Genomic DNA, 25799 nt, shown 5'->3' with positions numbered 1-25799 from the left:
TTAAATTAATTATGTCTTTAAATTCATACCAAGCTGTAAAAGAAGTAGCTATTAAGGCTATTGTTTTGTTCACTGGGCTTTGATTTTCATTTATTATCGATTTGAGTGCATACCAGTTTAAATAATTTTGTAAATATTTTGTCGATACACCATTAAAATCTTTCAACCAGTTCTTTAAATCCTGTGCTGTCTGATTTACATGTTGCACATGATATATTCCTTTTTTGTACTGTTTTGCTGATACTTTTATGGTTTGATGTTCGAGTTTATTTTCTTTGGCAAAAGCCTCAAAACTTCGGTGTCCATCTGTACATAAAACCGTTTTTGGGTCTAATTTATCTTTCAATACTTTATTGATGTCTTGGGCAGATATTCTGCCTCTTGTGGCCACTTGTAGGTGTTTATTACCTTTTCGATCACAACTAATTAGAATAGCAACTTTATCATCATTGATGCCTCTTTTCTTTTCTACAAAAACACTTGTACCTCTTTTTCGTGACTCACGTTCAAGATTTCGATTTCCTTTTTCTGAAAATTCTATAAAAACATCATCACTTTCACAGATTCCAGAGAGCATTTGTTCTTTTTGAAATTTACCTAAAGCCGATAGAATTTTATGTCGCCAATCAAAAGAAGTTTGTTTGCTAATTCCCGTAAGTTTTGCACATTTTTCAAGGCTATATCCAGCCAACATATTAGGAATATAAACTTTTAAAAGTTCTTTCTTCTTTAAATGAGCAGTCACAGAACCTGTACTTACACGAAAATTCTTTTTACAATCATTACAAACAAATCGTTGAACACCATATTGATGACCGTTTTTTCTTGTTCTTGTTGATTCACAATGTGGACAATTATTGGCAATAGAAACCTTTTCTTTGTCTTGCTCTTTTGTGATATCTATTTCATTATCAAACAAAAAGCCTTCTATAATTTTATATAATCGAGATTTCTCTTCTTGATTTAATTCCGATATTTGTGCTAAAATGGTATCTTTCATAAAACAAAGATAATAAATATATTCTTTAGACTAAAGCCTATTTTTTCAATAAAAAATGGTTTTATTGATTTGAAAACATTAGGATTTATATCTATTTGTTTCATAATTTCTGATGCATAAGCACTTGTTTCTTCACAATTTGTACTTTGAGAAATATAATCCATAAGTGTATTGAAATCATCATTATGGGCATAAAGCCAATCTCTGCCGCCGCTACCTAATCCATATAAAAAAGATTTTGTACAAGTATCAACAGGTATCAATATCCCTATTTGAGTAGTTGCGGGGCATGGGTCTGATGAATCAATTGGGGTAACTAGATCTGAAGGAGAAACTTTTATAAGAGATAATTTAGAATGCCAATCAGTTGTTGTATCCCACTCTCCAGTTTCATCATTATCATCATCATCAGCAACTGATGCTAAAGTTGAAGGATTATTACCATTACTGCCTCCTCCTCCAGAATTGCCCCCTGAATTGCCTCCTGGAGTATCTCCATTATTAGGATTCCAATCACCTCCACCACCACTGTGAACAGTAGTAATATTTCCAATTTCAATAAATAATTCTGGTTCAGGGCAAGGGTTATCAGAAAAGATTGTGGAAATTTTTATTGAACCTTTAAATTCCTTCATATCAGGATTAAGTTTGAATTGTTAAGCAAATAGCTGAGTCATTTCATACTGAATTAATTTGACGGTTGTTTCATTGTCTTTTTCTTGTAGTACAAGATTTGAAAACTTTGTATCACTTTTTTCTGGGTACTTTATTTGAAATGTGTAGTTTTCTTTACCATAAGTATCTACCAACTTAAGTATTTCATCATAGTTAATATTTCCTATATCTAAAGTTATCGTTTTCCCAAAAGCACTATTAGTTATTGAATTACTTGAGCCTAATGCAATTTTTAATCGATTTGCAACTTTTTCGGCTTCTCTTCCAGTTAGAATTTCTGTTTTACCAATTTGATCTTTTTTTATACTCCTTTCATATAAATCCTTTTCACAACTTATGAAAGAAAAGAATAAAATTAGTAGAACTAACCGAGACAATAATTTAATTTTTGTATTCATATTAAATTTGTTTGTACCTCTTCATTTTACAACTCTGCTGGGCTGGGTGGTGTTTGCTCCCGTTTTAAAGAAATCTTTTCTATGTAATCTTGGGGAAAGGTTACCCATAACGTCAGTTCGTCCAAAAACCTAATTTTTTTACAAACTAATTTTTAATAAACTCAAACATACTACTTTTTAGTACTGATTAATCGCTAAATAAAAAACAGTAGTTTTAGTTGGGTTTAAAAATAATGAACTTGCTCATAGTTGCTTGTTTTACAGCAATGAATTTACGAAAAAAGTACTTAAGCACCAAATAAAAGTGTGCTTTGTTTGACAAAAAGAGTGCTAAATAAGGAAAAGGTTCTTAGACAGTTTGACGTTTCGCGCTACAAGCAGATTGGGATTAAAGAAGCCAAATCTTCGGATAAACATAAAATTATCAGATACAAGACCAACTTTAAATTAAGCCTAATACCCAAATTGCTTGTAGCGTGTGTTAGCGGTTCGTTGTTGTTAGTCTGTATAATGAGCAAACATTTTGTTTACTTTTCCACTTTCGTCAAAAAACATTACTTCAATTGCTTTTTTATTCATTACTGATTTATAATATAAAGCAATAGAATTAACACAAAATGTCACATCATATAGCTCAAAATGAAGGTCAGGTATATTTTTAAGCGCTTTTCTCCAATAATTTGACACATTTTCCTTTCCTTTCAAAGTGTCTGTTTCACCACCAATGGCTAATTTAATCATAGGGGTTGTAATCTCAATGTCTTCAGCATAGTGAGATAATATTTCTTCGAGATTGTGTGAATTCCAAGATTCTATCCACTCTTTGGCAAATTTTTGTGTATTCATATCTTAAGTAAGTTTAATTGTCAATTGTCTTTTTGAAGTTTTCGGTACAATGAACTACAACGATAGAGCTTGGCGTTGTTGGGATATTTGAAAAACGTCTGCCGACAATTGAAGCCCAATATTATTTTAAAATTTTAATATATGAACTAAAGCTAAATTATTAACGTCCAGTCGAAATTGAAGCTGATAGCGAACTACAGCCCAAGTTACAACGTTCTGCCCCAATAACGCCAAACCCCATGTTAGCGGTTCGTTGTTTTATCGTGCTGTCAGTAATTGCTCAAAAAAAGCACCAATATTATTTTCTCTATCTACAAAATGCAGCTCTAAAATCCAATGTCTTTTGTTTCCCTGTTTATCAAATTGGAGGATGTCATTATGATTGTCAGGATGTACATCCAAGCACAAATCAGCAGGGTCATCAGGTTGTTCATGCGGAAACTTACCTATAATGTGCCCTGCAATGGCGTTCCCAAATTCGTACCCATAACGTCTTGCAAGGTCCGTAGCGTATTTAAAAAAATCTGCCCCTGTCAGTTTATCTTGTTTAAAATACCAACTGTTCCCTTCGTACCAAGCTGCTTCTACATCTTTCTTTATTTTTTGTTTTAAAGAGTCATTACCTAAAACATATGTTCTGCCGAGGTCTGCTTCCCAACCTTCAAAAATGGGATGGAAATCAAAGAACAATATATCATCATCTTGGATAACCAAATTTGGAGGATTTGCAATATAAGGTTGCAGCGTATTAATACCTGTTCGTACAATTTTTTTCCCCCAATGATTTTCTACACCAAAATCTTCTTTAGCAATTTGCACAATTTCATCGCAAAGTTGCTTTTCTGATTTCCCTGAAATTATCAATCCTTTGTGTTCAATAGCCTTAAATAATTCTTTTGCCTTTTCCTCTGAAAGCAAAAGTTTAGTAGTTGCTTGTTCCATATTTCTTTTATTATTAAAATTTCTAATCCTTTCTTATATACCTAACCAACTTTAAATTAAGCCTAAACCCGCCATATTGCCTTACGGCTGTTTGTGCTCGTGGCTATTGTCTCACTTTATAGGTTTTGTTGTCATTCGTTTAATATGCCAACCTTGTTTGCCAAGCCACACCCATTGTACTTCATATTCGCCTTTCACTATTATAGTATCTTTCTCTGACATTACGTCTGTTTGGATATAATTTCCTTTTTGAATTGCACCGTCCCTATAAAGTTCTATGGATTTAGTTTTTGAGATTTGGGACAAAACTTGAATATGCTTAAAAGAAGATAAAAATTTCCTTATAGAATCTCTCCCAATCGCAATGTCGCCCATATTTCCATCAGGAGAGTATAGTTGTGAAATAGAATCAGCATCTAATTTTTGAATTAAATGGTCATAATATTTCATTGCCGACTCAACACCTAATTTCCCGTGTTTTAAAGTATTACAAGAAACTTGAAGAAAAATGAATATTAAAAAAACCGAAATGAAGAGTTTTGAGTTAGGGAGCATATAAAATTTAAGTTGTGGATTTAAGCTATACCGCCGTGGCGCAAAACGTTTTGCCGTTTCTCGTAAATTGAGATTTGCAATGTTTTTTGCGTGTCCTACTTCGGATGTTGATGCCATAGTGTTTGTTGTTTTATAATTATTTTTTTAAAATAATAATTTTTTCTTACAATGTATAACTTTGAAATAAAAAACTGTTTTGGATTGTCCAAAACTGTTTTCAAGGTTTCATTTCATAGACTATGTAATTAATAATTTTAATAAAACACATCATCATGAAAATACTCTTTTTCTTCCCAGTTATTATTAACTTTTTCCATTAATACGGTGAAATGAGTTATGGCACTGTTACCTAATTCTCCATTTCCAATATCAAAGCTTATTAAGGCATTGTTATCATTAAGAATTAACGGTTTTGATAGAAATATTATTAATCTTTTTGGGAGATTGGTATATGCGCTCGTGTTTATTATTGTCATTAATTCTTCATTTTTATAAAGACTTACTTTCTTAATTTTAAAATCACTTATTTTCCAATGATAAACTTCTTCTTTTTCTAATTTAAATTTCAAATCTTTTACTTGGATGGTATCTAATATCCAATTTTTTATTGATTTACCCCAACTATCTTTATATTTCAAATTAAATTCATAATCAGAAAGAGGCTTCATTTTTTTTAAAGCTTCTTCAATTATAAAGATGTCATATCCATTGTAGTTTTTATATCTTTCTTTGTCTAATTCGGTCTTTAAAAAATGGTTTGTAATATCACTTTCGATTACTGTTAAATTTTTTTTAGTTGAATTTATTTCAGCATTACCTTTAGGGTTATCTTTTTGTGCTGAACAAGAAAATAAAAATATAAACATTAAAAAGATTCCTAAATTTTTCATTTTGTCTTTTTATAGTTAATGAAATAATAGATAGGTAATTAAATTGGGTTGTTTTTTTTTAACTTTTGGGATACTATTAATTACTTATTTATTTTGCAAAATCTGCATCATTTTCAATTGTTCCAAATAATCTCTTTCGTTAGAAAGCCGAGGAATTTTGTGTTGACCACCAAGTTTGTCGTTCTCTTTGAGCCAATCGTAAAATAAATTTTCTCGTGCTATATTCACTTTGAGTTGATTTAGCGTCATATTATGGTAACGCTTTGCTTCATAATCTGAATTTACAGTTTGGAGGTTTTCGTCTAATGTTTTTTGGAACAAGGCAATATCTTCAGGGTGTTTTTTAAATTCAATCATCCATTCGTGTGCGCCTTTTTCTTTGCCTTTCATAAAAATGGGAGCCACAGTATAATCTTTGATTTCGCAATGTAAAGCTGTACAGGTTTTTGCCAAAGCCATGTCGGTATTTTCAACCATCAGTTCTTCGCCAAACACGTTGATATAATGTTTGGTTCTACCCGAAACTTTAATTCTGTATGGATTTAAAGAAGTAAACCGAACGGTATCTCCAATCAAATAACGCCACAATCCAGCATTGGTGGTAATAACAATGGCATAATTTTTAAACAGTTCTACTTCCGAAAGCCGAATAACTTTTTGATTATCGGTTCCAAAAGTTTCCATCGGAATGAATTCATAAAAAATTCCGTAGTCAAGCATTAACAGTAAATCATTGGAATAATTCAAATCTTGAATCGCAAAAAATCCTTCAGAAGCGTTGTAGATTTCGTAATATTTGAAATCAGATTTCGGAAGAATTTTTTTGTATTGAGCACTATAAGGTTCAAAACTTACACCGCCGTGAAAATATACTTCTAGATTGGGCCACAGTTCCATAAGATTATCTATGCCTGTTTCTGTCATTATTCTGTTGAGCAAGACTAACATCCATGACGGAACACCAGCAAAACTGGTGACATTTTCGTTTTTTGTTTCATTAATAATAGCTGTAAGTTTGGTTTCCCATTCACTCATCAATGAAACTTTACTGCTTGGTGTACTGCTAAATTCTGCCCAAATCGGCATGTTTTCAATCAAGATTGCCGATAAATCACCAAAGTATGTATTGTTGTTTTCGTAAATTTGAGAACTTCCTCCAAGTCGTAAACTTTTGCCAAGAAACATATCGGAATTTTCATTGTTGTTCAAGTAAAGACATAACAAATCTTTGCTGCCTTTATAATGACAATCTTCGAGCGCTTCTTTGCTTACAGGGATAAATTTGCTTTTGGCATTGGTAGTTCCGCTAGATTTTGCAAACCATTTGATAGGGGTATTCCAAAAAACATTTTGTGCCCCTTTTCGTGTTAGTGCTATCATTGGCTCGAAATCTTCGTAGGTATACACAGGAATTCGTTCAGAAAAAGTTTCGTACGATTTGATGCTGCTGAAATCATATTTTTGTCCAATTACCGTTTCTTCCGAAGAACGAATAAGGTTCATCATCAGTTCGTCCTGAACTTCGTGCGGATATTTTAAGAATAATTCAATTTGGTGAATGCGCTGTTTCAAAAACCACGTAGCGATAGAATTGATTAATGGTATTGGCATTTTTGAATTACGAATTATGAATTACGAATTACGATGTATAACTTTACCAAATATAGGAAATAATCTTAAAAGTAAACTATGACCTTCGAAGGCGTACTCACCAAAATGCAAACCGAATTATCAGATCCAGTTCAATATTACTTGGTTTTTCCAACTAATTTTTTGAATTTAAATCAGTTGTTGGACAAAACATTAGAAATAAATCTTTTGGGTTACCAATGTTTGAATTGTGGTAAAAAGAAGAAGATATTTCGTCAAGGATTTTGCTATGATTGTTTTACAAGTTCTGCCTCGGCTGGCGATTGGATTATGAAACCCGAGTTGAGCACAGCGCATTTAGATATTGAAGATAGGGATTTAAACTATGAAAAAAGCGTACAATTGCAACCTCATATTGTTTATTTGGCATTATCTAGCGAAGTGAAAGTGGGTGTCACTCGAATAACGCAAGTGCCAACGCGTTGGATAGATCAAGGTGCTGTTCAAGCGATTCCGATTGTTGAGGTTCCCAATAGATATTTGGCTGGAATTACCGAAGTAGCGCTTAAAAATCATTATTCTGACAAGACTAATTGGCAAAAAATGCTTAAAAATGAAATTCCTAAAGCAGATTTGCGTAAAGAAAAAGCGTCCTTGAAATATTTAATCCCAAAAGAAGTTTTAGAATTTTATCATCCAAAAAAAGAAGACTTATGCGATATTCATTATCCTGTTTTGAGTTATCCAACTAAAGTGACTAGTTTAAATTTAGATAAATCACCCAGTTTTTCAGGAAAACTGATGGGGATTAAAGGACAGTATTTGATCTTTGATGACGGTACCGTTTTTAATGTTCGCACTTTTGAAGGTTATGTGGTGAAAGTTACTTTTAAATAAAATTTCTCTTCAACAGTACTTTCGTTAATACGTTATTATTTAGCGGGTGCAGGCGTTTCGGGTTTTTTTGGCTCGTCTTTTTTCTTCTTATTGAAAAAGCCATTTAGCAAATCTTCTGCTGTGTTTTTAACATTAGTAGTCGTGTTGGTTTTGGTAGTGTCAGTTTTTGATTTTGTAGCATTAGAAATAATAGTATTCAAAGCATCTCTTCCGCCACTGATTAGTTTGTCTTTTTGTTGGTTTATCAAATTCGTTACTAGAGTCGTCGTCGCTTGTTTAATATCAGTAGTTATTTTAGGGCTACTAAAATTCCCTGCTAATGAAACATTTAAAGGAATAGTTTCAAATTTTTTAGCATCGGCAGCTGATAATTTTCCTATCAGCGAAGTAATATCTGTGCCCAAATATTTTGCAGGAACATCAAGTTTTAAATTGTAATTCATGTTTTGATCAAAACCATGCGTTCCGCCAATAGTTGCTTTAATATCCTGATATTTAATATCAAATGGTTTTACGTTTACTTTTCCGTCTTTGAATGTAAGTGCAGCTCTCAAATCATTCAGATTTATTTTTTTCAAATCAATAAAACCTAATTTATTGTCTAATGCAGTCAATAATGTTGAGTTGCTAGAGTTTACGGTTGTCGAAAGTAATTGTCCTAACAAATCTCCAGTAATACTTTTCAGATCGGGTGACATTTCTTTGTCTTTCAAATTTCCTGAAACTTTTATTTTTGAGTTCAATTTCCCGTTGATGATTCCGGCAATTGGAGCAATTTTTTTCATCATATCTAGTTGGGTAAACGTTTGCGCAATGTCAACGCCATTTAAACCTAGATTCATGTTGAATTTCGATACTTTTTCTTTGGTAGAAACATCTCCGTTAAAGGCAATTGAGCCACCAAAAATATCGGTTTTCCCGCTTTCTAAAGTTGCCTTTTGGTCTTTAATAATGATTTTTCCCGAAACATTTTTCAGCAACAAATTATCATATAAAACGGTATTTGCTTTGGCGGTCAAAGAGCAATTCAAAAAGGCTGGAATTTTCATTGCTTCTGTTGGTTTTGCAACTTTTTTCGCATCTGTTTCCGACGTTATAAAGTCGCTCACCGCTAGTTGATTGGAAATTAGGTTAAAGTTTCCTTTCAATTCTTGATTTTTAAATATAAAACCATAAAAATTTTCTAAAACACCAGTCACTGCCAAGTCAGTTTTTCCAGTTGTAGCATTGAATTGTTTCAAGTTCACCCGACTTGGATCAAATGACACTAAAGCACGACTAATATTCATGGTTTTTCCTGCTGCATCGGCGTAATTAAAACCAGTTAAATCGATTGTTCCCGCATTTTTAATACGGGCATAGTCGCTTTTTTCTACGGACTGCATATCAAATTCACTGGTGACATCCGCTTTTAGAATTCCGGTTAAAGGTTTATCTAATTTAATTGGGTAGGCTTTTGTCAAATTAGCTAAATTAATTGTTCCTTTTAAAGCTGCGTTTACCAGAGCATTATTGGAAATATTTCTAATTTTTGCTACGGCATTAAAAACGTCTTGGTCAATTTGAAACGATAATTTATCCAAATTCACATAAGTATCATTCATTACGCCCGTTTCGTTAATAATTTTGGTATCGATGGTAATTTTTTGAACTGATTTTGGTAAATTAGGATATTGAAATGACGCGTTATTGGAGCTAATTGCAACATTAAATTTTGGCACCGAGGTTTGAGAATACACACCCTTTGCAAAACCGACAACTGTAAAATCACCACTGGTTTTTACCTCTTTCAAATTGCTTGAATATTTTGCAGGAACAAGGCCTAAAAAATTTTTAAAAGAAGAAGTGGGCGTTTTAAATTTCAAATCATACTCTTGACCAGTTGCTACCATTTGAATGAAACCATTAAATTCTAAAGGAAGTTCATTAATTTTAGCCTTATTTTCTTTGAAAGTATATTTACTGTTTGCCAAATCAATTCCCAAAATAGCATCTAGCGTAATCGAAACATGATTCATGTAATTCACTTTTTCCATATCAAGTGAAACTTTGGCAGTGGTTTTGGTATCCAAATCTAATTTTGACGCTGTAAAATCTCCAAATCCTTTATGATTAATACTGTCTATAAGCATTTTGGTCTTCGATTTTTCATCGTAATATTTGAATTTAAAATTTTCAACCGAATATTCTTTAATTTTAAAGGTAAGCTGATTACTTTTTTTACCATCGTTTTTATTTTTATCCTTCAGCGCAATATCATAGTTGCCAAGCCCGTCTTTGTTGAATATAATATTTATCAAACCGTTTTTAGATGAAATGCCTTCAATATCCAAGGGTTCATTTTGTCCTTTGAACAGTTCTTTAATGGACATTTTTAGATTTAATTCTTCAAATGCTACTAATGTATCGCCCTCAAATGGTGCTTTGTTGATAATGGTTAGTTTAGCTAATGAAACACTAGCGTTGGGAAAATTTCTAAACAAACTTAAATCGGCATTTGCAAAAGCCACTTTGGCATCTACTTTTTCATTAATAGCTACTAGAATTTTAGCTTTGATTTGGTCTTTAAAGAAATACGGAATTGCAAAAGCTGAAATTATTAACAGCAATAAAAGTATTCCAACTATTTTTAATATTTTCTTTAGCATGATAAGGTCTTTTTAGTTCTGTATAGTTTTAACAAAAATAGTGCCTTTCCGTTACAAAGTGATGTTTATTTAAAGAAGTTTTGTGATTTTGTTCAACACGAAATGTTGAGAAAATGTTAGTAACAGTATGCTGTTTTTATACTTATTCTAAAATACTTTTAGTTTATTTGTGCTTCCATGAAAAAGCAGCATCAAGTCATTTTATCTATAGGTACCAATCAAGGGAATCGCCTAGAAAACATTGAACATTGTATTCATCATTTGCACAAAGAAGTGGGAACACTTATCAAAGTTTCTAAGCTCTACGAAACCCCTTCTTGGGGGTTTAAAAGCGAAAAATTCTATAACTGTGCGGTGATTATGAATACACAAAAATCAGCACACCAAATTTTAGAAGAATGTTTGTGTCTTGAAGAAGCTTTGGGTAGAATTCGCACAGAAACCGAAAATTATGAAGCCCGAATTATTGATATTGATGTGATTGCTTTTGATGAAGAAATTATTGCATCAGATAAACTGCAAGTTCCTCATCCAGAAATGCACAATCGATTGTTTGTGCTGTTGCCCATGCGCGATTTGAATTTGCATTGGCGTCATCCTATTTTACAAAAATATTTGCATGAATTATTATTGCTTTCGGAAGACAATAGTGATTGTAAAATAGTTCAAAATCTAGAATTACCAATAGCTAGTTTAAAACTTGATCATTTTAATTATATTGTTATTGAAGGGAATATTGGTGCCGGAAAAACAACACTTACCAATAAATTAGCAGAAGATTTCAATGCGAAATCGGTTTTAGAACGTTTTGCAGATAATCCTTTTTTGCCTAAATTCTACGAAGATCAAAACCGGTATGCTTTTCCATTAGAAATGTCTTTTTTGGCCGATAGATACCAGCAAATTTCAGATGATTTGGCACAATTTGATTTGTTTAAAGATTTTATTGTTGCCGATTATCATATTTTTAAATCCTTAATTTTTGCCAAAGTCACCCTTGCTGAAGATGAGTTTAGGTTGTACAAAACGATGTTTGATATTATCTATAAAGAAATGCCAAAACCCGATTTGTATATTTATTTGTACCAAAGTACAGAGCGACTTTTGAGCAACATAAAAGAAAGAGGAAGAAGTTACGAGCAGGAAATACCTGCTGAATATTTGAAAAAAATTAATAACGGATATTTAGATTATATCAAGTCACAAAATGATTTGAATGTTTTAATTATTGACGTAACCAACAGAGATTTTCAGAGTAATCAGGAAGATTATGTCTTTGTTTTAAACGAAATCCAACATAAAATTTCCAACTAGTAATTCATTTTTTGAAACAAATCCCAAACTACTATTCCGGCACTTACAGAAATGTTTAACGAATGTTTTGTTCCCAATTGTGGAATTACAATCGTGCCATTACAAAGTTCAATCGCTTTTTGAGAAACGCCATACACTTCATTGCCAAAAACCAAAGCATATTTTTTATTTTTTTCGGTTTTAAAATCTTGAAGAGAAATAGCATTTTCTACTTGTTCTATGGCAAAAACTGAAACGCGTTCTTTTTTTAAATTTTCAATTACGTGTTGTATGTCTTTTTGATATTCCCATGCTACAGTTTCGGTGGCTCCAAGGGCAGTTTTATGAATTTCTTTATTGGGTGGTACAGCAGTGATGCCACACAAATAAATTTTTTCGATCAAAAAGGCATCTGCAGTTCTAAATACAGAACCAATATTATGCAAACTTCGAATGTCGTCAAGTATAATTATTAAACGAGTTTTATGGGCTTCTTTAAAATCGACGATTGATTTTCGATTCAATTCATTATTCTCGAGTTTACGCATATTTTATAAAATTCGACTTTCAGTCGTTTATACAAAGATATTCAAAAAAAAACCCGTCTCGTTTTTTACAACGAGACGGGTTTTTTAAGAATTATAATTAACTAAATTAGCTTTTTACTGGAGTTGCACCTTCAGCGGGAGCATCTGGCAAAATTGTACCTTTTATAGTAAGAACTTTTGTTTCTTGACCTGTAGCGTTAGATTTTACAGTAACTGTTTTTGTAAACGCACCAACTCTGTCAGTAGCATATTTTACACCAATAGTTCCTTTTGCACCAGGAGCAATTGCGCCTTCAGGTTTTGTTGGAACTGTACACCCGCATGAACCTTGAGTACTTTCAATTGTTAAAGGTTTGTTTCCGTTGTTTACAAAAACAAATTCTCTTTTTCCATCAGCATTGTGAGCGATAGTTCCGTAATCGATAGTTTCGTTTTCGAAAACCATTCCTGCTCCATCCACTTTTGGGGTTTCTACTTTAGCTAGAGTATCCGCTTTTTTGGTAGCTTTTTTTGCAGTTTGTGCATTGCTAGTTGCAACACTAAAAACAGTAATTGCAGCTAATAAAATTAATTTTTTCATTTTTAATAGTTTTTAAGTTTCTGGTACAAATCTATAGAAAAATCAAAATCCATACTTTTATTTTATCTTAATATTAAATTAATTTTTTTCAACGACTTATTACCCATAAAATATTTTAAATTCGCTTTCTTATTTACTGTAATTCAAAAACAATTGTCAGCCAAAGAAAATCAGATTAAAGAAACTCCTTTAATGAAACAATACAACGAGATAAAAAGAAAATATCCCGATGCATGTTTATTGTTTAGAGTGGGAGATTTTTATGAAACTTTTGGCGAAGATGCCGTTCGTGCATCCAAAATCCTAGGAATTGTATTGACAAAAAGAGGAGCAGGTTCTGAAACCGAAACCGCGTTGGCTGGATTTCCGCATCATTCTTTAAATACATATTTGCCAAAACTGGTAAAAGCGGGTCTTCGTGTCGCTATCTGCGATCAGTTAGAAGACCCTAAAATGACTAAAACTATTGTCAAAAGAGGTGTAACCGAACTAATTACGCCTGGGGTTTCGATGAATGACGAGGTGTTACAATCTAGGGAAAATAATTTTTTGGCATCGGTTTATTTTGGTAAAAAGCAAATAGGGGTCTCATTTCTAGATGTTTCTACTGGTGAATTTTTGACATCGCAAGGCAACGAAGAATATATTGATAAACTTTTGCAGAATTTCAGTCCTAGTGAGATTTTGATTCAAAAAAATAATCGAAATCAGTTCAAGGAACTATTCGGGAAAAAATTTAATGTTTTTCATCTCGAAGATTGGGTTTTTAAAGAAGATTATGCCCAGGAAACGTTGAACAATCATTTTCAAACCAATTCGCTCAAAGGATTTGGTATAGAAGAACTGCAAGATGGAATTATAGCATCAGGAGCAATTTTATATTATTTATCTGAAACACAACACAATCGAGTTCAACACATAACAAATATTCATCGCATTGCCGAAGATGCTTATGTATGGATGGATCGGTTTACCATTCGGAATTTAGAATTGTATCACAGTCATTCTCAAAATGCGGTTACACTTCTTGACGTGATTGACAAAACGCTTTCTCCAATGGGTTCAAGGTTGTTAAAACGTTGGTTAGCATTGCCTTTGAAAGATATTTATAAAATTAGAAACCGTCACGAAGTGGTTTCTTATATGAAAGATAATGTTGAAGTTTTTCAAAAAATGCAATACCAGATTAAGCAAATTTCCGATTTAGAACGATTGATTTCTAAAGTTGCTACTGGAAAAATTTCTCCACGAGAAGTTATTTATCTAAAAGAATCATTGGATGCAATTATTCCCATAAAAACGATTGCATTACAAAGTAATCAGGAAGCTGTAAGGATTATTGGTGATAGCTTACATGCTTGTGAATTGCTCCGAGAAAAAATACAAACTACAGTAAATCAAGATGCTCCAGTAGCTATTGCCAAAGGGAATGCCATTGCTAGCGGAATTCATCCAGAACTCGACGAATTAAGAAATGCTGCGTTTTGCGGGAAAGAATTTTTAGAAAGAATAGAAAAACGAGAATCAGAAATAACGGGAATTTCGTCTTTGAAGATTTCATATAATTCTGTTTTTGGCTATTATATCGAGGTAAGAAATACGCATAAAGATAAAGTTCCGCAAGAATGGATTAGAAAGCAAACATTAGTTAATGCAGAACGATATATTACCGAAGAATTAAAAGAATATGAAACCAAAATTCTTGGTGCCGAAGAAAAAATACATCAAATAGAAGTTCAATTATTTGAACAATTAATAAGTTGGATTTCTACTTATATAAAACAAGTGCAGTTAAACGCGAATTTAATTGCTCAATTAGATTGCCTTATGTCGTTTGCTCAATTAGCCATCGAAAATAATTATGTATGTCCAATTCTAGACGACACTTTCGAATTAGAAATCACTAATGGTCGTCATCCTGTTATTGAGAAGCAATTACCGGTTGGTGTTCCCTATGTTTCGAATGATGTTTTTCTCGATAGAGAAATGCAACAATTAATTATGATTACAGGACCAAATATGTCTGGTAAATCAGCAATTTTAAGACAAACAGCTTTGATTGTTTTATTGGCACAAATGGGAAGTTTTGTTCCAGCCGAAAAAGTCAGAATGGGAATTGTTGACAAAATTTTCACTCGGGTAGGTGCTAGCGATAATATTTCGATGGGGGAATCTACTTTTATGGTTGAGATGAATGAAACCGCTTCGATTTTGAATAACATTTCGGATAGAAGTTTGGTTTTATTAGATGAAATAGGTCGCGGCACTAGTACCTATGACGGAATTTCTATTGCATGGGCAATTGCAGAATTTTTACATGAAAATCCTGCTAAACCAAAGACATTATTTGCGACTCATTATCACGAACTGAATGAAATGAGTGAATTATTACCACGAATCAAAAATTATAACGTTTCTGTAAAAGAACTGAAAGACACTGTTCTTTTCATCCGAAAGTTGGTTGCAGGAGGAAGTGCACATAGTTTTGGTATTCATGTAGCAAAAATGGCAGGAATGCCGCAAACGGTAATTCAAAAAGCTCAAAAACTTTTGAAAAAATTAGAAAAAAATCATTTCAGCGACTCACTTAATGGAGTAAAAGCTTCTAAAGACGATATGCAATTAAACATTTTTAATCTTGATGATCCTTTATTAGAAGAAATCAGAGAAGATATTCTAAATTTAGATATTAATACTTTAACGCCAATTGAGGCTTTGATGAAGTTGAACGAATTAAAGAGAATGTTACAAAAATAATAGTTAAATTGGCTTGTTTTTGTTAATCAGATTGTTACATTTCAAAAAAGTTTTTTTCAAAAAAAGGTTTGTATAATTCAATTTAAATACTACATTTGCATCCGCAATCTGCGATAAGTATTGCAGTTCTTATTTATATTATGAATGCGAAAATAGCTCAGTTGGTAGAGCGCGACCTTGCCAAGGTCGAGGTCGCGGGTTCGAATCCCGTTTTTCGCTCTTTATCATTTGAGATTAAACTATGTTTTATTTCAAATAATGGGAAAGTGGTTTATTTTTTTGGGAAAATTAAAAAATATCAACTAGAAGTAAAACGCTCGGATGGTGAGTGTATTTAATTAATTTTTTCTAAAAATTAAACCATTAAAAATATCATTCTGCTCGGATGGTGAAATTGGTAGACACGCTGGACTTAAAATCCAGTGAACAGCAATGTTCGTGCGGGTTCAAGTCCCGCTCTGAGTACAAAAGCTTCAAACTATGTTTGGAGCTTTTTTTCTATTTTTATAAATTCTAGAAATAAAAAAAACCACGCATAGCGTGGCTTTATTTTTTTTAATAATTATTTCTAATTATTTTTTTACTGCAGCTTTAGCGTCTTTAACAGCAGCAGCAGCATCCTGAACTTTAGCAGCAGCAGTATCAACTTTTGCAGCAGCAGTATCGATTGCTTCAACAGCAGTTGAATCAGCTTTAACTTCTTTGTTAGCTTCAGCTTGTTTACAAGATACTACAGTTAATGCAGCAATTACAGCTAAACTTAAAAATACTTTTTTCATCTTACTTAAATATAAAAGGTTAATTATTAATTCGATGCAAAGATATAAATTTTTTAATAGGTTAAAATAATTTTTTTAATTTTTTTAAAAAACTCGCATTTTGCTTCTTGCATTTATTATCAACAATCGTGCCAAAAGCAAATATTATGTTAAAAAAATTATTTTGTATTTTTTTGTGTAATGATTTTCAATTCTTTTAACAAGTTTTCTGCACCAGCATATTTATCAATAATGAATAATATATATCGTATATCTACCATAATATTTCTACATATTTCGGGAGAATAATAAATATCACTCATTGTTCCTTCCCAAACTCTGTCAAAATTTAATCCAATTAAGTTTCCTTTTTCATCAAGAGCTGGACTACCTGAATTGCCTCCTGTAGTATGGTTGGTTGCAATAAAATTAACTGGCATTTTTCCATTAGAAGCGTAGTTACCAAAATTTTTTGTATTGTATAAATCAATTAATTTTTTTGGCATATCAAATTCATAATCTCCTGGAATATACTTTTCTATAACCCCATCAAGATACGTAAATGGCTCATACGAAACGGCGTCATTTGGTTTATAGCCTTTTACTTTTCCATAAGTTACTCGCAGCGTGCTATTGGCATCAGGAAAAATGTGTTCCGACTTTGGACTTAATTCTAAAATGGCTTTCATATAAGTTCGTTGAGTAGCGATGTTTTTCAAATTCAACTCTTCAAATTTAGGAGCTACATTCTTTATATAGCCATCAGCCATTGATTTTATTACCTGAAAACCAGGATCCTTATTAATATTTTCTAGTACTGTTTTAGTATCACCTGTTAATAAGGTCTTAATTTTATCATACGAAATAAGCTGGGATTTTGTAAATACATTTGTTGCTAAAGCTTCGGCATTGATGTTTTCAAAAGTACTTAGCAAGAATCGTTTTGGATATTTTTTTGCATAAATGCCAATCAATTGCTCAAACACTTTTTGATCTACATTTGGATTAAAATCTTTATAGAATTCGTCTAATCCATTTATCAAATTTGTTTTTCTATCCTTGAATGCTTGTTCGCCTCTGTTGTTATATATTTGTTCTAATTGGTATAGTTTGTATCCAAGTGTCAGGATTTCAGTATTGCGCAATGCTATTTCGGTAAACAAATCTCTTGCTAAAGCATACTCTTTTATTTCGGAATAATTTTTTTCAAAATCGTTTAATAAATTACCATACTCTTTTTGTTTATCGGCTTTGTTTACTTTTTTTAAAAAATCTTTTTCAAATTGTTGTTTTACAGCAATTGCATTTGATTTTTTTAACCCTTTTGTTTCGCCAATCCATTTTTTCCAATAGTTCGCAACACTTGCATATTTTGAAGCATATTGAATTTTGATTGCATTGTCCTTTCTCATAAATCCATCTTGGACTTTCAACGCGGCATCTCGCACTTCTATTTTAGCTGGATTCAATGTAGTAACTATTTGTTCAACCGCAAATGAAGGCAAATATTCTTGAGTCTTGCCCGGGTAGCCCATAACCATGGTAAAATCATTTTCTTTTATTCCTTTAATAGAAATGGGGAAAAAATATTTTGGTTTATAAGGAACATTGGACGCCGAATACTCTGCTGGACGATTATTTCTATCGGCATAAATTCTAAATAATGAGAAATCGCCAGTGTGTCTTGGCCAAACCCAATTATCTGTATCTGAACCAAATTTTCCTATTGAACTTGGTGGAGCGCCAACTAATCGGATATCTTTGAAGGTTTCGGTAACAAACAAAAGGTATTGATTTCCGTCATAAAAAGTTTTGATTACATTTTCTTGCCAGCTTTCTTTGGGCAATGATTTACTTAAATCGGATATGTTTTGTTGGATTTTTTTTTGTCGCTCTTGCTCAATGGTCAACAATGTAGTTCCATCAAGTACTTTGGTGGTGACGTCTTCAATTCTTACAACAAAGGTAACAATCATGTCCTTATTGGGTAATTCATCCTCTACTTTATAAGCCCAAAAACCGTTGGTTAAATAATCGTGTTCCACTGATGAATGAGTTTGAATAGCCTCAAAACCACAGTGGTGATTGGTTAAAATCAATCCTTTGTCTGAAATAACTTCAGCAGTGCATCCTCCATCAAATTGTGGAACAGCATCTTTTAAGCTCGATTTGTTGACAGAATAAATATCTTCAGCCGATATTTTCATTCCAAGATTTTTCATTTCGGTTTCGTTCATCCCTTTTAATAAAGAAGGTATCCACATGCCACCTTGCTGGGCACTCGCTTGTACAAAACAGATTAATAGTAATAATTTTAAAAATTTCATAATGTTATGGTTCTGATAATTAGTGTTTTTTTGGTTTTAATTGTTACTAATATGGTTTAAAATAATTGTTGTTGCCCCTTTATTCATTTGTATAAAAGTGCTGCAAATATGACCTTTTTCGTGACGAATGTCGTCATTTGAAATCAAATTAGAAAACGCGTCATTAAGTTCTTTTTGATTCGAGATTGATACACAACCTTCTTGATGCACAAGGGCAACGGCTTCGGCAAAATGCGAAAAATTAGGTCCAATAATAATAGGAATTCCAAAAGTTGCTGGTTCCAAAATATTATGAACGCCCGGATTCCCAAAACCACCCCCCACATAGGCAATAGCTGCATAACTGTAGATTTTGGTCAAGATACCAATGGTATCAACAATTAAAACATCGTAATCAGATAAATCAATGTTTTCTTTTTCTGAAAACAAAATCACTTTTTTAGAAATAGAGCTTTTCAATTCCTGAATTTGTTCCGTTTTAATATTGTGTGGCGCGATGATGAATTTTACTTTCTCATTGGTTTGGTTGATATAATTCACCAACAAACTTTCGTCTTTTGGCCATGAACTCCCTATTACAATCAATTTTGTCATTCCGAGCGCGGTCGAGGAATTTTTTTTAAATTGTTCAATAAAATCTAATGAATTATCGCGTTCCAAAATAGCAACTACACGGTCAAAACGGGTATCGCCAGAGATTTTTACATTATTGAAGCCCAATTTTAGAAGCAATAATTTTGAACTTTCATTTTGCACAAAAAAGTAATCGAATGACTTTAAGGCGTTTCGGTAAAACCCGCCATACCATTTGAAAAAAGCCTGATTTTGCCTAAAAATCCCTGAAATCAAATAGATTTTGATGCCGCCTTTCTTTAATTCATTCAAATAATTTGGCCAATATTCATATTTGATGAAGAAAACCAAATCGGGATGTACCAGTTTTAGAAATTGTTTTGCATTAGAATTTGTATCTAAAGGCAGATAAATGGTAACATCAGCAATAGGATTATTTTTTCGCACTTCATAACCCGAAGGCGAAAAGAAAGTCAAAACAATTTTATGATTCGGAAACTGAACTTTTATTTTTTCTATCACAGGCAATCCTTGCTCATATTCGCCTAAAGAGGCAGCATGAAACCAAATGGACTTATCTTTGGAATTGATTTTAAGTTCTAAAGTTTGAAAAACCGACTTTCTTCCATTCACAAATAGCTTTATTTTGGGATTAAAAAGCGCCAACAATTTTAGAACTTGTAATACGAAAAACAACAATAAATTATACAGAAAAAGCATCCTAAAAAATTTGTTGCGCTAAAATACGTTTCTTTTGCGGAAGATGAAATTCTACTTTAGAATTTCTTACTTTTGCAACTTAAAATTCAGAATAATGAGAAAAATTCAAATGGTTGACCTTAAAAGTCAATACGAAAAAATAAAAGCTACCGTTGACGCTTCTATTCAGGAAGTTTTAGACACAACAACATACATTAATGGACCAAAAGTTCACGAATTCCAAAAAAATCTTGAGCAGTATTTAGATGTAAAACACGTAATCCCATGTGCTAATGGAACCGACGCTTTGCAAATTGCCATGATGGGATTGGGATTAAAACCTGGCGATGAGGTTATTACCGCCGATTTTACTTTTGCTGCCACAGTTGAAGTGATTGCTTTGTTACAATTAACGCCAGTTTTAGTCGATGTTGATTTTGTAAATATGAATATCTCAATTGAGGCGATTAAGAAAGCTATCACTCCAAAAACTAAAGCCATTGTTCCGGTGCATTTGTTCGGAAGAGCTGCCAATATGGAAGCGATTATGCAAATTGCTAAAGAACATAATTTGTACGTAATTGAAGATAATGCGCAGGCAATTGGAGCCAATTGTAAATTTTCCGACGGAACTAAAAAGAAAGCTGGAACGATTGGCCATGTATCATCAACCTCATTCTTTCCCTCTAAAAATTTAGGTTGTTACGGAGATGGTGGAGCCATTTTTACTAATGATGATACTTTAGCTCACACTATTCGCGGCATTGTAAATCACGGAATGTACGTGCGTTATCACCATGATGCCGTAGGGGTAAATTCTCGTTTGGACAGCGTTCAAGCAGCTGTTTTGAATGCTAAATTACCTTTGTTGAATAGCTATAACGAAGCAAGACAAAATGTAGCTCGAAAATATTCGGTCGCTTTTACAGGGCACAAAAATATCATTGCACCAATGATTTGTGATCTTTGTGATTGCCACGTTTTTCATCAATATACTTTGCGAATTATAAATGCTGATCGAGATGCATTGATGCAACATTTATTAGACAAAGGAATTCCGTGCGCAATTTATTACCCAATTCCGCTGCATTCTCAAAAAGCCTATGCAGATAGTAGATACAAAGAAGAAGATTTTCCTGTAACCAATCAATTGGTGAAAGAAGTAATTTCGTTGCCAATGCACACCGAATTGGATGATGAGCAAATCAAATTTATTGCGGATAGCGTTTTAGAATATTTAAAATAGTTGATGGTTTATAGTTGTTAGTCTTTCATCTAACAACTATAAACCATCAACTGACAACTTAATTTATGAAAATACTAGTAACTGGCGGTTTAGGATTTATAGGTTCACATACAGTTGTAGAGTTACAAAATGAAGGTTTTGAGGTAATTGTCATTGACAATCTTTCTAATTCTTCTATTAATGTTCTTGATGGTATCGAAAGAATTACCAATAAAAAGCCATTATTTGAAAACATTGATGTTAGAGAAAAATCAGCAGTTCAAAATTTCTTCAAAAGAAATAAAGATGTTGCTGGCGTGATTCATTTTGCAGCCTCAAAAGCTGTTGGCGAAAGCGTTGAAAAACCGTTATTGTATTATGAAAACAACATCAATGCACTGGTTTATCTTTTGCAGGAAATGACAAAATTACCACAAGCTAATTTCATTTTCAGTTCCTCATGTACCGTTTACGGTCAAGCCGAAAAAATGCCGATTACCGAAGATGCTTCAATACAACCAGCAATTTCGCCCTACGGAAATACTAAACAAATAGGTGAAGAAATTATTCAAGATGTAGCAAGAGTAACTAATTTGAATTCAATTTTATTGCGTTATTTCAATCCAATTGGCGCACATTCAAGTGCTGAAATAGGGGAATTGCCTCTGGGCGTGCCACAAAATTTGGTGCCATTCATTACGCAAACAGCAATAGGTATGCGAAATGAATTATCTGTTTATGGCAACGATTATTCAACGCCGGACGGAACCTGTATTCGCGATTATATTCACGTTGTCGATTTGGCAAAAGCCCATGTCATTGCTTTGCAAAGATTATTAAAAAAGGACAATGTAGAAAAAGTCGAAATCTTCAATTTAGGGACGGGAACGGGCAGTTCAGTTCTAGAAGTTATTAAAGCGTTTGAAAAAGTCTCTGGAAAGCAATTGAATCATAGAATTGTGGATAGAAGAGTTGGAGACGTTATCTCTGCTTATGCCAATACCGAAAAAGCGAATAAAATTTTGGGATGGATAGCTGAAACTTCACTCGAAGTAAGTCTGGCATCGGCTTGGAAATGGGAACAAAAAATAAGAACTTAATTTTATAAAAAAAAGCTCTATTGGAGCTTTTTTTATTATTTGCTTACCGATTCTTTAATTTTTTTTGCTGTCGCTTCCATTTTTTCAGCTCCTTTTAATTTAATGCTGTCTACTTTTGCTTTTGCTTTAATTTTGGCTGAATCCAACCTAGCTTCGGCTTTAATTTTTGCAGAATCAATGGTTTCTTTTACCTCTTCTTTAATTGCATCTTTCGCATCCTCAAGTTTTTCTTTGGTTTTTTCTTGACAGGAAATTAGAGTCTGCATACTGGCAAAGCTGATTAAAATGGCAACAAACGAAAGATAAAAAGATAATTTTTTCATGTTATAATTTAGTTTTTAATAATTTTTTTAAACATCTGGGATTTTGTATCATTCAAAGTTAGAAAATAAATCCCATAAATAAACTAATAATCAAAAAAGTCTTTTTAAGTTGATTATTCCTTTTACTGATTTTTTCTGTATCTGTAATCAACTGCTAAATTGATTAATTTAAAAGGGTAATCGCCATTGTCCAAACTGTCAGGTCTACAATAAATTTATTATAGTGGGATTTGGAAATACTTTAATAACGTCAGTGGAAAGTGATGGAATATTTAAGGCACAAATGTTGAGTATTATTCAGTTAAAGTGGAAGCCGCCATCATCTGTTTTAAAATAATTTGAATTATTTTGAGCAGTGAGAAAGATTGATGCTAAAAGAAAAAAATTAAAACTCACTAATTTGAATATTTTTGAACTATTTTTCATGGTTCATGTATTTAATTATCAATTAAATATAAAATAATACTCGTAACTTCCGCTATGAGAAATTTTATTTATCGTTAGATGTGATTAAGCAGAAATCGTTTCTACTTCTTTATCAATTTTATTTACCAATCCAACCAATACTTTTCCGGGACCTACTTCAGTAAAACTAGTTGCTTCGTCTTGAATCATTTGTTGCACGGATTGTGTCCATCGTACAGGTGCCGTAAGTTGAATAATTAAATTTTTCTTTATTTCAGTGGCATCAGACACTGCTTTAGCGGTAACATTCTGATATACTGGACAATTTGGGGTTGCGAAAGTAGTAGCTTCAATTGCTGCTGCTAGTTCTTCTCTGGCAGGCTCCATCATGGGTGAGTGAAATGCACCGCCAACAGGTAATAATAAAGCGCGTTTTGCTCCCGCTTCTTTCATTTTTTCGCATGCCAATGTTACTGCGCTGTATTCTCCAGATATTACTAATTGTCCCGGGCAGTTGTAGTTTGCCGCAACTACAATTCCGTCAATGGAAGCGCAAACGTCTTCCACAATAGTATCGTCTAAACCTAAAACTGCCGCCATTGTTGAAGGAGTAATTTCACAAGCTTTTTGCATGGCTAAAGCCCTTTTTGAAACCAATTTTAATCCGTCTTCAAATGTCAAAGTCCCATTGGCAACCAAGGCCGAAAATTCGCCCAACGAATGTCCCGCAACCATATCGGGTTTGATGTTTAATGTTTTGGCTAAAATCACCGAGTGTAAAAACACGGCGGGTTGCGTTACTTTGGTTTCTTTCAGTTCCTCGGCGGTACCTTCAAACATAATATCGGTTATTCTAAAACCTAAAACGTTATTCGCTTTTTCAAACAGTTCTTTGGCTAAAACCGAGTTTTCGTATAGTTCTTTACCCATTCCTGTAAATTGTGCGCCTTGTCCCGGGAAGATATATGCTTTCATGGTTTGTTTTTAACTAATTATTTTAATTTTTATTTCGAGCAAAAGTAGCAAAAAAAGACATTTTAAGTCGAAATGTTAAAAAAATAGTAGAGAAATTAAACTTTTGTAGATTTATAAATTCTAAAGTACTCGCCCTAACCAATAGTGATAATGAAGCGCTATACCGCTCTTTTTTTTTTAATTTGCTTTATACAAATCCAAGCTCAAGTTGAAACACCCAAGAAATGGCGATTCAATTTTCAGTTGGATAATCGTTTTTCAAAAATTCATAGTAATGAAGTAATTCTTTTTGGTGCAAAGTTGGGAATTCAATATAAGAAACTGACGCGATTAGGGCTCGGAGTCTCTTTTATTATTAATCCTGTAAGATTGCGATATACAGATACAAGAACCAATGCCGAGGTTGAGAATGATATTAATTTTTGGTATGGAAGTATTTTTAATGATTGGATTTTGTATAAAAATAAAAGTTTTGAGTGTTTTGTTACGGAACAAATTGGTTACGGAAGACCAACTTTTATTCGTGAAGTTAACAATGATATTGTGAAAGAAGCTACTGTAGATTTATATATTAATGAAATTTCGGGACAAGTAAATTATAAAATTTTACCATGGATAGGAGCTGGTGCTGGTGTAGGATACAGAAGCCTTTTTAATAAAAAATCGGTGCTGACAAGAACTTTTGACGCACCGATTTATGTGTTCAAAATAATAATTTATCCGGAAAGTTTTTTTAAAAATTAATAAACCAAAACCCTATCTAATTTACGATTTCCACGAGTTGGCTCTTCATTTCTGAATTAATAATACCGTTAATACTATCAAAATTTTCATAGAAAGTAGGCAACGAAAAACTACCTTTTATCTCGGCAGCCCGAAACAGAAATCGTTTGTTGGCAATTTTTAAAACAATACTTCCGGTTTTCACTGTTGGCTGGGTTATTAAAAGTAACATCAGTTTTTGTTAAAAGGTTTTGTTATTTTTTCACATTCTTTGATTTACTGTACCATCGGCACTTCTATCAGCAAAACTTCGGCATACGAAGTAGCTTCAAAAGTAACTTTGTCAAAATCAGTAATCCCTAAACCATCGCGTTGTTCTAATTCCTGACCATCTACTTTTACGCTTCCTTTTATCACAAAAACATACAAACCGTTGCCTTCTAATTTGCGATCGTAATCAAGGGTAATCCCTTTATCTAAATTTCCCATGTGAAACCAAGCATCTTGGTGAATCCAAACGCCAGCATCATCTGCATTAGGCGAAAGTATTTGTTGTAATTTATTGTGTCTGTCGGTGGTGTCTAATGTAATTTGTTGGTATCTCGGTTCTACATTTCTCACTTTAGGGAACACCCAAATTTGCAACAAATTAGTTCTTTTATCATGATTTGGATTGAATTCAGAATGTTGAATTCCGGTTCCGGCGCTCATTACCTGAACATCACCAAATTTGATAACTTCAGTATTTCCCATGCTGTCTTTGTGTGCCAAATCACCTTCTAACGGAATTGTTATAATTTCCATGTTATCGTGCGGATGAGTACCAAAACCCATTCCCGGTGCTACAATGTCGTCATTCAAAACTCGTAATACGCCAAATTGCACTCGGTTTGGGTCATAGTAGCTGGCGAAACTAAAAGTATGATGCGCATTCAGCCAACCGTGGTCAGCGTGACCGCGGGTATTGGCTTTGTGTAAGACTGTATTTTTCATATCAATAAATTTAATGAATTTTATGGTACACATTTACGGTGGGAACAACTGGTGAGCACTACATTTAGCGCAAAGAATG

The 25799-nt window shown here is 32.9% G+C and carries 24 protein-coding genes and 2 tRNA genes; 8 read left to right on the top strand and 18 right to left on the bottom strand.

What is annotated here, in order from left to right:
- The 8 genes from Q0Q96_RS02015 to Q0Q96_RS01980 form a co-directional block, all read right to left on the bottom strand.
- Window positions 1-1000, bottom strand: a 1000-nt coding sequence (locus tag Q0Q96_RS02015) for an IS1595 family transposase (protein WP_293871116.1), incomplete at its 3' end; no start/stop codon positions are given.
- Window positions 997-1635, bottom strand: coding sequence for a hypothetical protein (locus tag Q0Q96_RS02010; protein WP_293871114.1), 639 nt, complete (start codon window positions 1633-1635; stop codon window positions 997-999). The genes Q0Q96_RS02010 and Q0Q96_RS02015, both read right to left, overlap by 4 nt.
- Window positions 1636-1656: 21 nt before the next feature.
- Window positions 1657-2073: a hypothetical protein gene (locus tag Q0Q96_RS02005; RefSeq protein WP_293871112.1), complete on the bottom strand. Its 417-nt coding sequence runs from the start codon at window positions 2071-2073 to the stop codon at window positions 1657-1659.
- A gap of 498 nt (window positions 2074-2571) precedes the next feature.
- Window positions 2572-2919, bottom strand: coding sequence for a nuclear transport factor 2 family protein (locus tag Q0Q96_RS02000; RefSeq protein WP_293871109.1), 348 nt, complete (start codon window positions 2917-2919; stop codon window positions 2572-2574).
- 258 nt (window positions 2920-3177) lie between these two features.
- Window positions 3178-3861 (bottom strand): M24 family metallopeptidase, encoded by a 684-nt coding sequence (locus tag Q0Q96_RS01995; RefSeq protein ID WP_293871106.1) that lies wholly within the window; start codon window positions 3859-3861, stop codon window positions 3178-3180.
- Between the two features lie 111 nt (window positions 3862-3972).
- The gene (locus Q0Q96_RS01990) at window positions 3973-4533 is read right to left on the bottom strand and encodes a hypothetical protein (RefSeq protein WP_293871103.1); all 561 of its coding nucleotides are present in this window, start codon (window positions 4531-4533) and stop codon (window positions 3973-3975) included.
- Between the two features lie 137 nt (window positions 4534-4670).
- Window positions 4671-5306 (bottom strand): hypothetical protein, encoded by a 636-nt coding sequence (locus tag Q0Q96_RS01985; RefSeq protein WP_293871101.1) that lies wholly within the window; start codon window positions 5304-5306, stop codon window positions 4671-4673.
- Window positions 5307-5390: 84 nt separating this feature from the next.
- Window positions 5391-6917: a GH3 auxin-responsive promoter family protein gene (locus Q0Q96_RS01980; RefSeq protein WP_293871098.1), complete on the bottom strand. Its 1527-nt coding sequence runs from the start codon at window positions 6915-6917 to the stop codon at window positions 5391-5393.
- Between the two features lie 78 nt (window positions 6918-6995).
- Here Q0Q96_RS01980 and Q0Q96_RS01975 point away from each other — a divergent pair, with 78 nt between their 5' ends.
- Window positions 6996-7793 (top strand): DUF2797 domain-containing protein, encoded by a 798-nt coding sequence (locus tag Q0Q96_RS01975; RefSeq protein ID WP_293871096.1) that lies wholly within the window; start codon window positions 6996-6998, stop codon window positions 7791-7793.
- A 35-nt stretch (window positions 7794-7828) separates the two neighbouring features.
- On the opposite strand, the gene Q0Q96_RS01970 is transcribed toward Q0Q96_RS01975, so the two are convergent.
- Window positions 7829-10441 (bottom strand): AsmA-like C-terminal region-containing protein, encoded by a 2613-nt coding sequence (locus Q0Q96_RS01970; protein ID WP_293871094.1) that lies wholly within the window; start codon window positions 10439-10441, stop codon window positions 7829-7831.
- Window positions 10442-10618: 177 nt separating this feature from the next.
- Here Q0Q96_RS01970 and folK point away from each other — a divergent pair, with 177 nt between their 5' ends.
- The gene (gene folK / locus Q0Q96_RS01965) at window positions 10619-11755 is read left to right on the top strand and encodes a 2-amino-4-hydroxy-6-hydroxymethyldihydropteridine diphosphokinase (protein ID WP_293871091.1); all 1137 of its coding nucleotides are present in this window, start codon (window positions 10619-10621) and stop codon (window positions 11753-11755) included.
- On the opposite strand, the gene Q0Q96_RS01960 is transcribed toward folK, so the two are convergent.
- Together Q0Q96_RS01960 and Q0Q96_RS01955 are read right to left on the bottom strand one after the other, a co-directional pair.
- A complete protein-coding gene (locus tag Q0Q96_RS01960; RefSeq protein ID WP_293871088.1) occupies window positions 11752-12282 on the bottom strand; it encodes an RNA methyltransferase in 531 nt (176 codons plus the stop codon). The two genes, folK and Q0Q96_RS01960, sit on opposite strands and share 4 nt — an antisense overlap.
- A gap of 106 nt (window positions 12283-12388) precedes the next feature.
- Entirely contained in the window at window positions 12389-12862 is a 474-nt protein-coding gene (locus Q0Q96_RS01955) for a DUF1573 domain-containing protein (protein WP_293871086.1), read from the bottom strand.
- A gap of 153 nt (window positions 12863-13015) precedes the next feature.
- Here Q0Q96_RS01955 and mutS point away from each other — a divergent pair, with 153 nt between their 5' ends.
- The 3 genes from mutS (at window position 13016) to Q0Q96_RS01940 (ending at window position 16084) form a co-directional block, all read left to right on the top strand.
- The gene (gene mutS / locus Q0Q96_RS01950; protein WP_293871084.1) at window positions 13016-15619 is read left to right on the top strand and encodes a DNA mismatch repair protein MutS; all 2604 of its coding nucleotides are present in this window, start codon (window positions 13016-13018) and stop codon (window positions 15617-15619) included.
- A 146-nt stretch (window positions 15620-15765) separates the two neighbouring features.
- A tRNA-Gly gene (locus Q0Q96_RS01945) sits at window positions 15766-15838 on the top strand.
- A gap of 160 nt (window positions 15839-15998) precedes the next feature.
- Window positions 15999-16084, top strand: a tRNA-Leu gene (locus Q0Q96_RS01940).
- A 107-nt stretch (window positions 16085-16191) separates the two neighbouring features.
- Here Q0Q96_RS01940 and Q0Q96_RS01935 read toward each other — a convergent pair.
- The 3 genes from Q0Q96_RS01935 to Q0Q96_RS01925 form a co-directional block, all read right to left on the bottom strand.
- Window positions 16192-16398 carry a hypothetical protein gene (locus tag Q0Q96_RS01935; RefSeq protein ID WP_293871082.1) on the bottom strand — a complete coding sequence of 69 codons (207 nt, stop codon included), beginning with the start codon at window positions 16396-16398 and terminating at the stop codon, window positions 16192-16194.
- A 158-nt stretch (window positions 16399-16556) separates the two neighbouring features.
- Complete coding sequence (locus Q0Q96_RS01930) at window positions 16557-18704, bottom strand: S46 family peptidase (RefSeq protein WP_293871079.1); 2148 nt, start codon at window positions 18702-18704, stop codon at window positions 16557-16559.
- A gap of 36 nt (window positions 18705-18740) precedes the next feature.
- Window positions 18741-19997, bottom strand: coding sequence for a glycosyltransferase N-terminal domain-containing protein (locus tag Q0Q96_RS01925; protein ID WP_293871076.1), 1257 nt, complete (start codon window positions 19995-19997; stop codon window positions 18741-18743).
- 94 nt (window positions 19998-20091) lie between these two features.
- Between Q0Q96_RS01925 and Q0Q96_RS01920 the strand changes: the two genes are divergently transcribed.
- Together Q0Q96_RS01920 and galE are read left to right on the top strand one after the other, a co-directional pair.
- Window positions 20092-21222, top strand: a complete 1131-nt coding sequence (locus Q0Q96_RS01920; RefSeq protein ID WP_293871073.1) for a DegT/DnrJ/EryC1/StrS family aminotransferase — start codon at window positions 20092-20094, stop codon at window positions 21220-21222.
- A gap of 65 nt (window positions 21223-21287) precedes the next feature.
- On the top strand, window positions 21288-22301 hold the full coding sequence (gene galE, locus Q0Q96_RS01915; protein ID WP_293871070.1) for a UDP-glucose 4-epimerase GalE: 1014 nt from the start codon (window positions 21288-21290) through the stop codon (window positions 22299-22301).
- A gap of 35 nt (window positions 22302-22336) precedes the next feature.
- On the opposite strand, the gene Q0Q96_RS01910 is transcribed toward galE, so the two are convergent.
- Both Q0Q96_RS01910 and fabD read right to left on the bottom strand, forming a co-directional pair.
- Window positions 22337-22624: a hypothetical protein gene (locus Q0Q96_RS01910; RefSeq protein ID WP_293871069.1), complete on the bottom strand. Its 288-nt coding sequence runs from the start codon at window positions 22622-22624 to the stop codon at window positions 22337-22339.
- Between the two features lie 510 nt (window positions 22625-23134).
- Window positions 23135-24004, bottom strand: coding sequence for an ACP S-malonyltransferase (fabD, locus tag Q0Q96_RS01905; protein WP_293871067.1), 870 nt, complete (start codon window positions 24002-24004; stop codon window positions 23135-23137).
- 150 nt (window positions 24005-24154) lie between these two features.
- Here fabD and Q0Q96_RS01900 point away from each other — a divergent pair, with 150 nt between their 5' ends.
- Window positions 24155-24748 carry a hypothetical protein gene (locus Q0Q96_RS01900; protein ID WP_293871064.1) on the top strand — a complete coding sequence of 198 codons (594 nt, stop codon included), beginning with the start codon at window positions 24155-24157 and terminating at the stop codon, window positions 24746-24748.
- A gap of 16 nt (window positions 24749-24764) precedes the next feature.
- Here the strand turns inward: Q0Q96_RS01900 and Q0Q96_RS01895 are convergent, their stop codons facing one another.
- Together Q0Q96_RS01895 and Q0Q96_RS01890 are read right to left on the bottom strand one after the other, a co-directional pair.
- Window positions 24765-24959 carry a hypothetical protein gene (locus Q0Q96_RS01895; protein ID WP_293871061.1) on the bottom strand — a complete coding sequence of 65 codons (195 nt, stop codon included), beginning with the start codon at window positions 24957-24959 and terminating at the stop codon, window positions 24765-24767.
- A 44-nt stretch (window positions 24960-25003) separates the two neighbouring features.
- The gene (locus Q0Q96_RS01890) at window positions 25004-25720 is read right to left on the bottom strand and encodes a pirin family protein (protein WP_293871059.1); all 717 of its coding nucleotides are present in this window, start codon (window positions 25718-25720) and stop codon (window positions 25004-25006) included.
- Window positions 25721-25799 lie beyond the last annotated feature (79 nt).

The sequence above is a fragment of the Flavobacterium sp. genome (genome assembly GCF_025352015.1).
Lineage (GTDB): Bacteria > Bacteroidota > Bacteroidia > Flavobacteriales > Flavobacteriaceae > Flavobacterium.
Note: the sequence above shows the minus strand (reverse complement) of the source record. Positions and strands in the feature narration are given on the sequence as shown.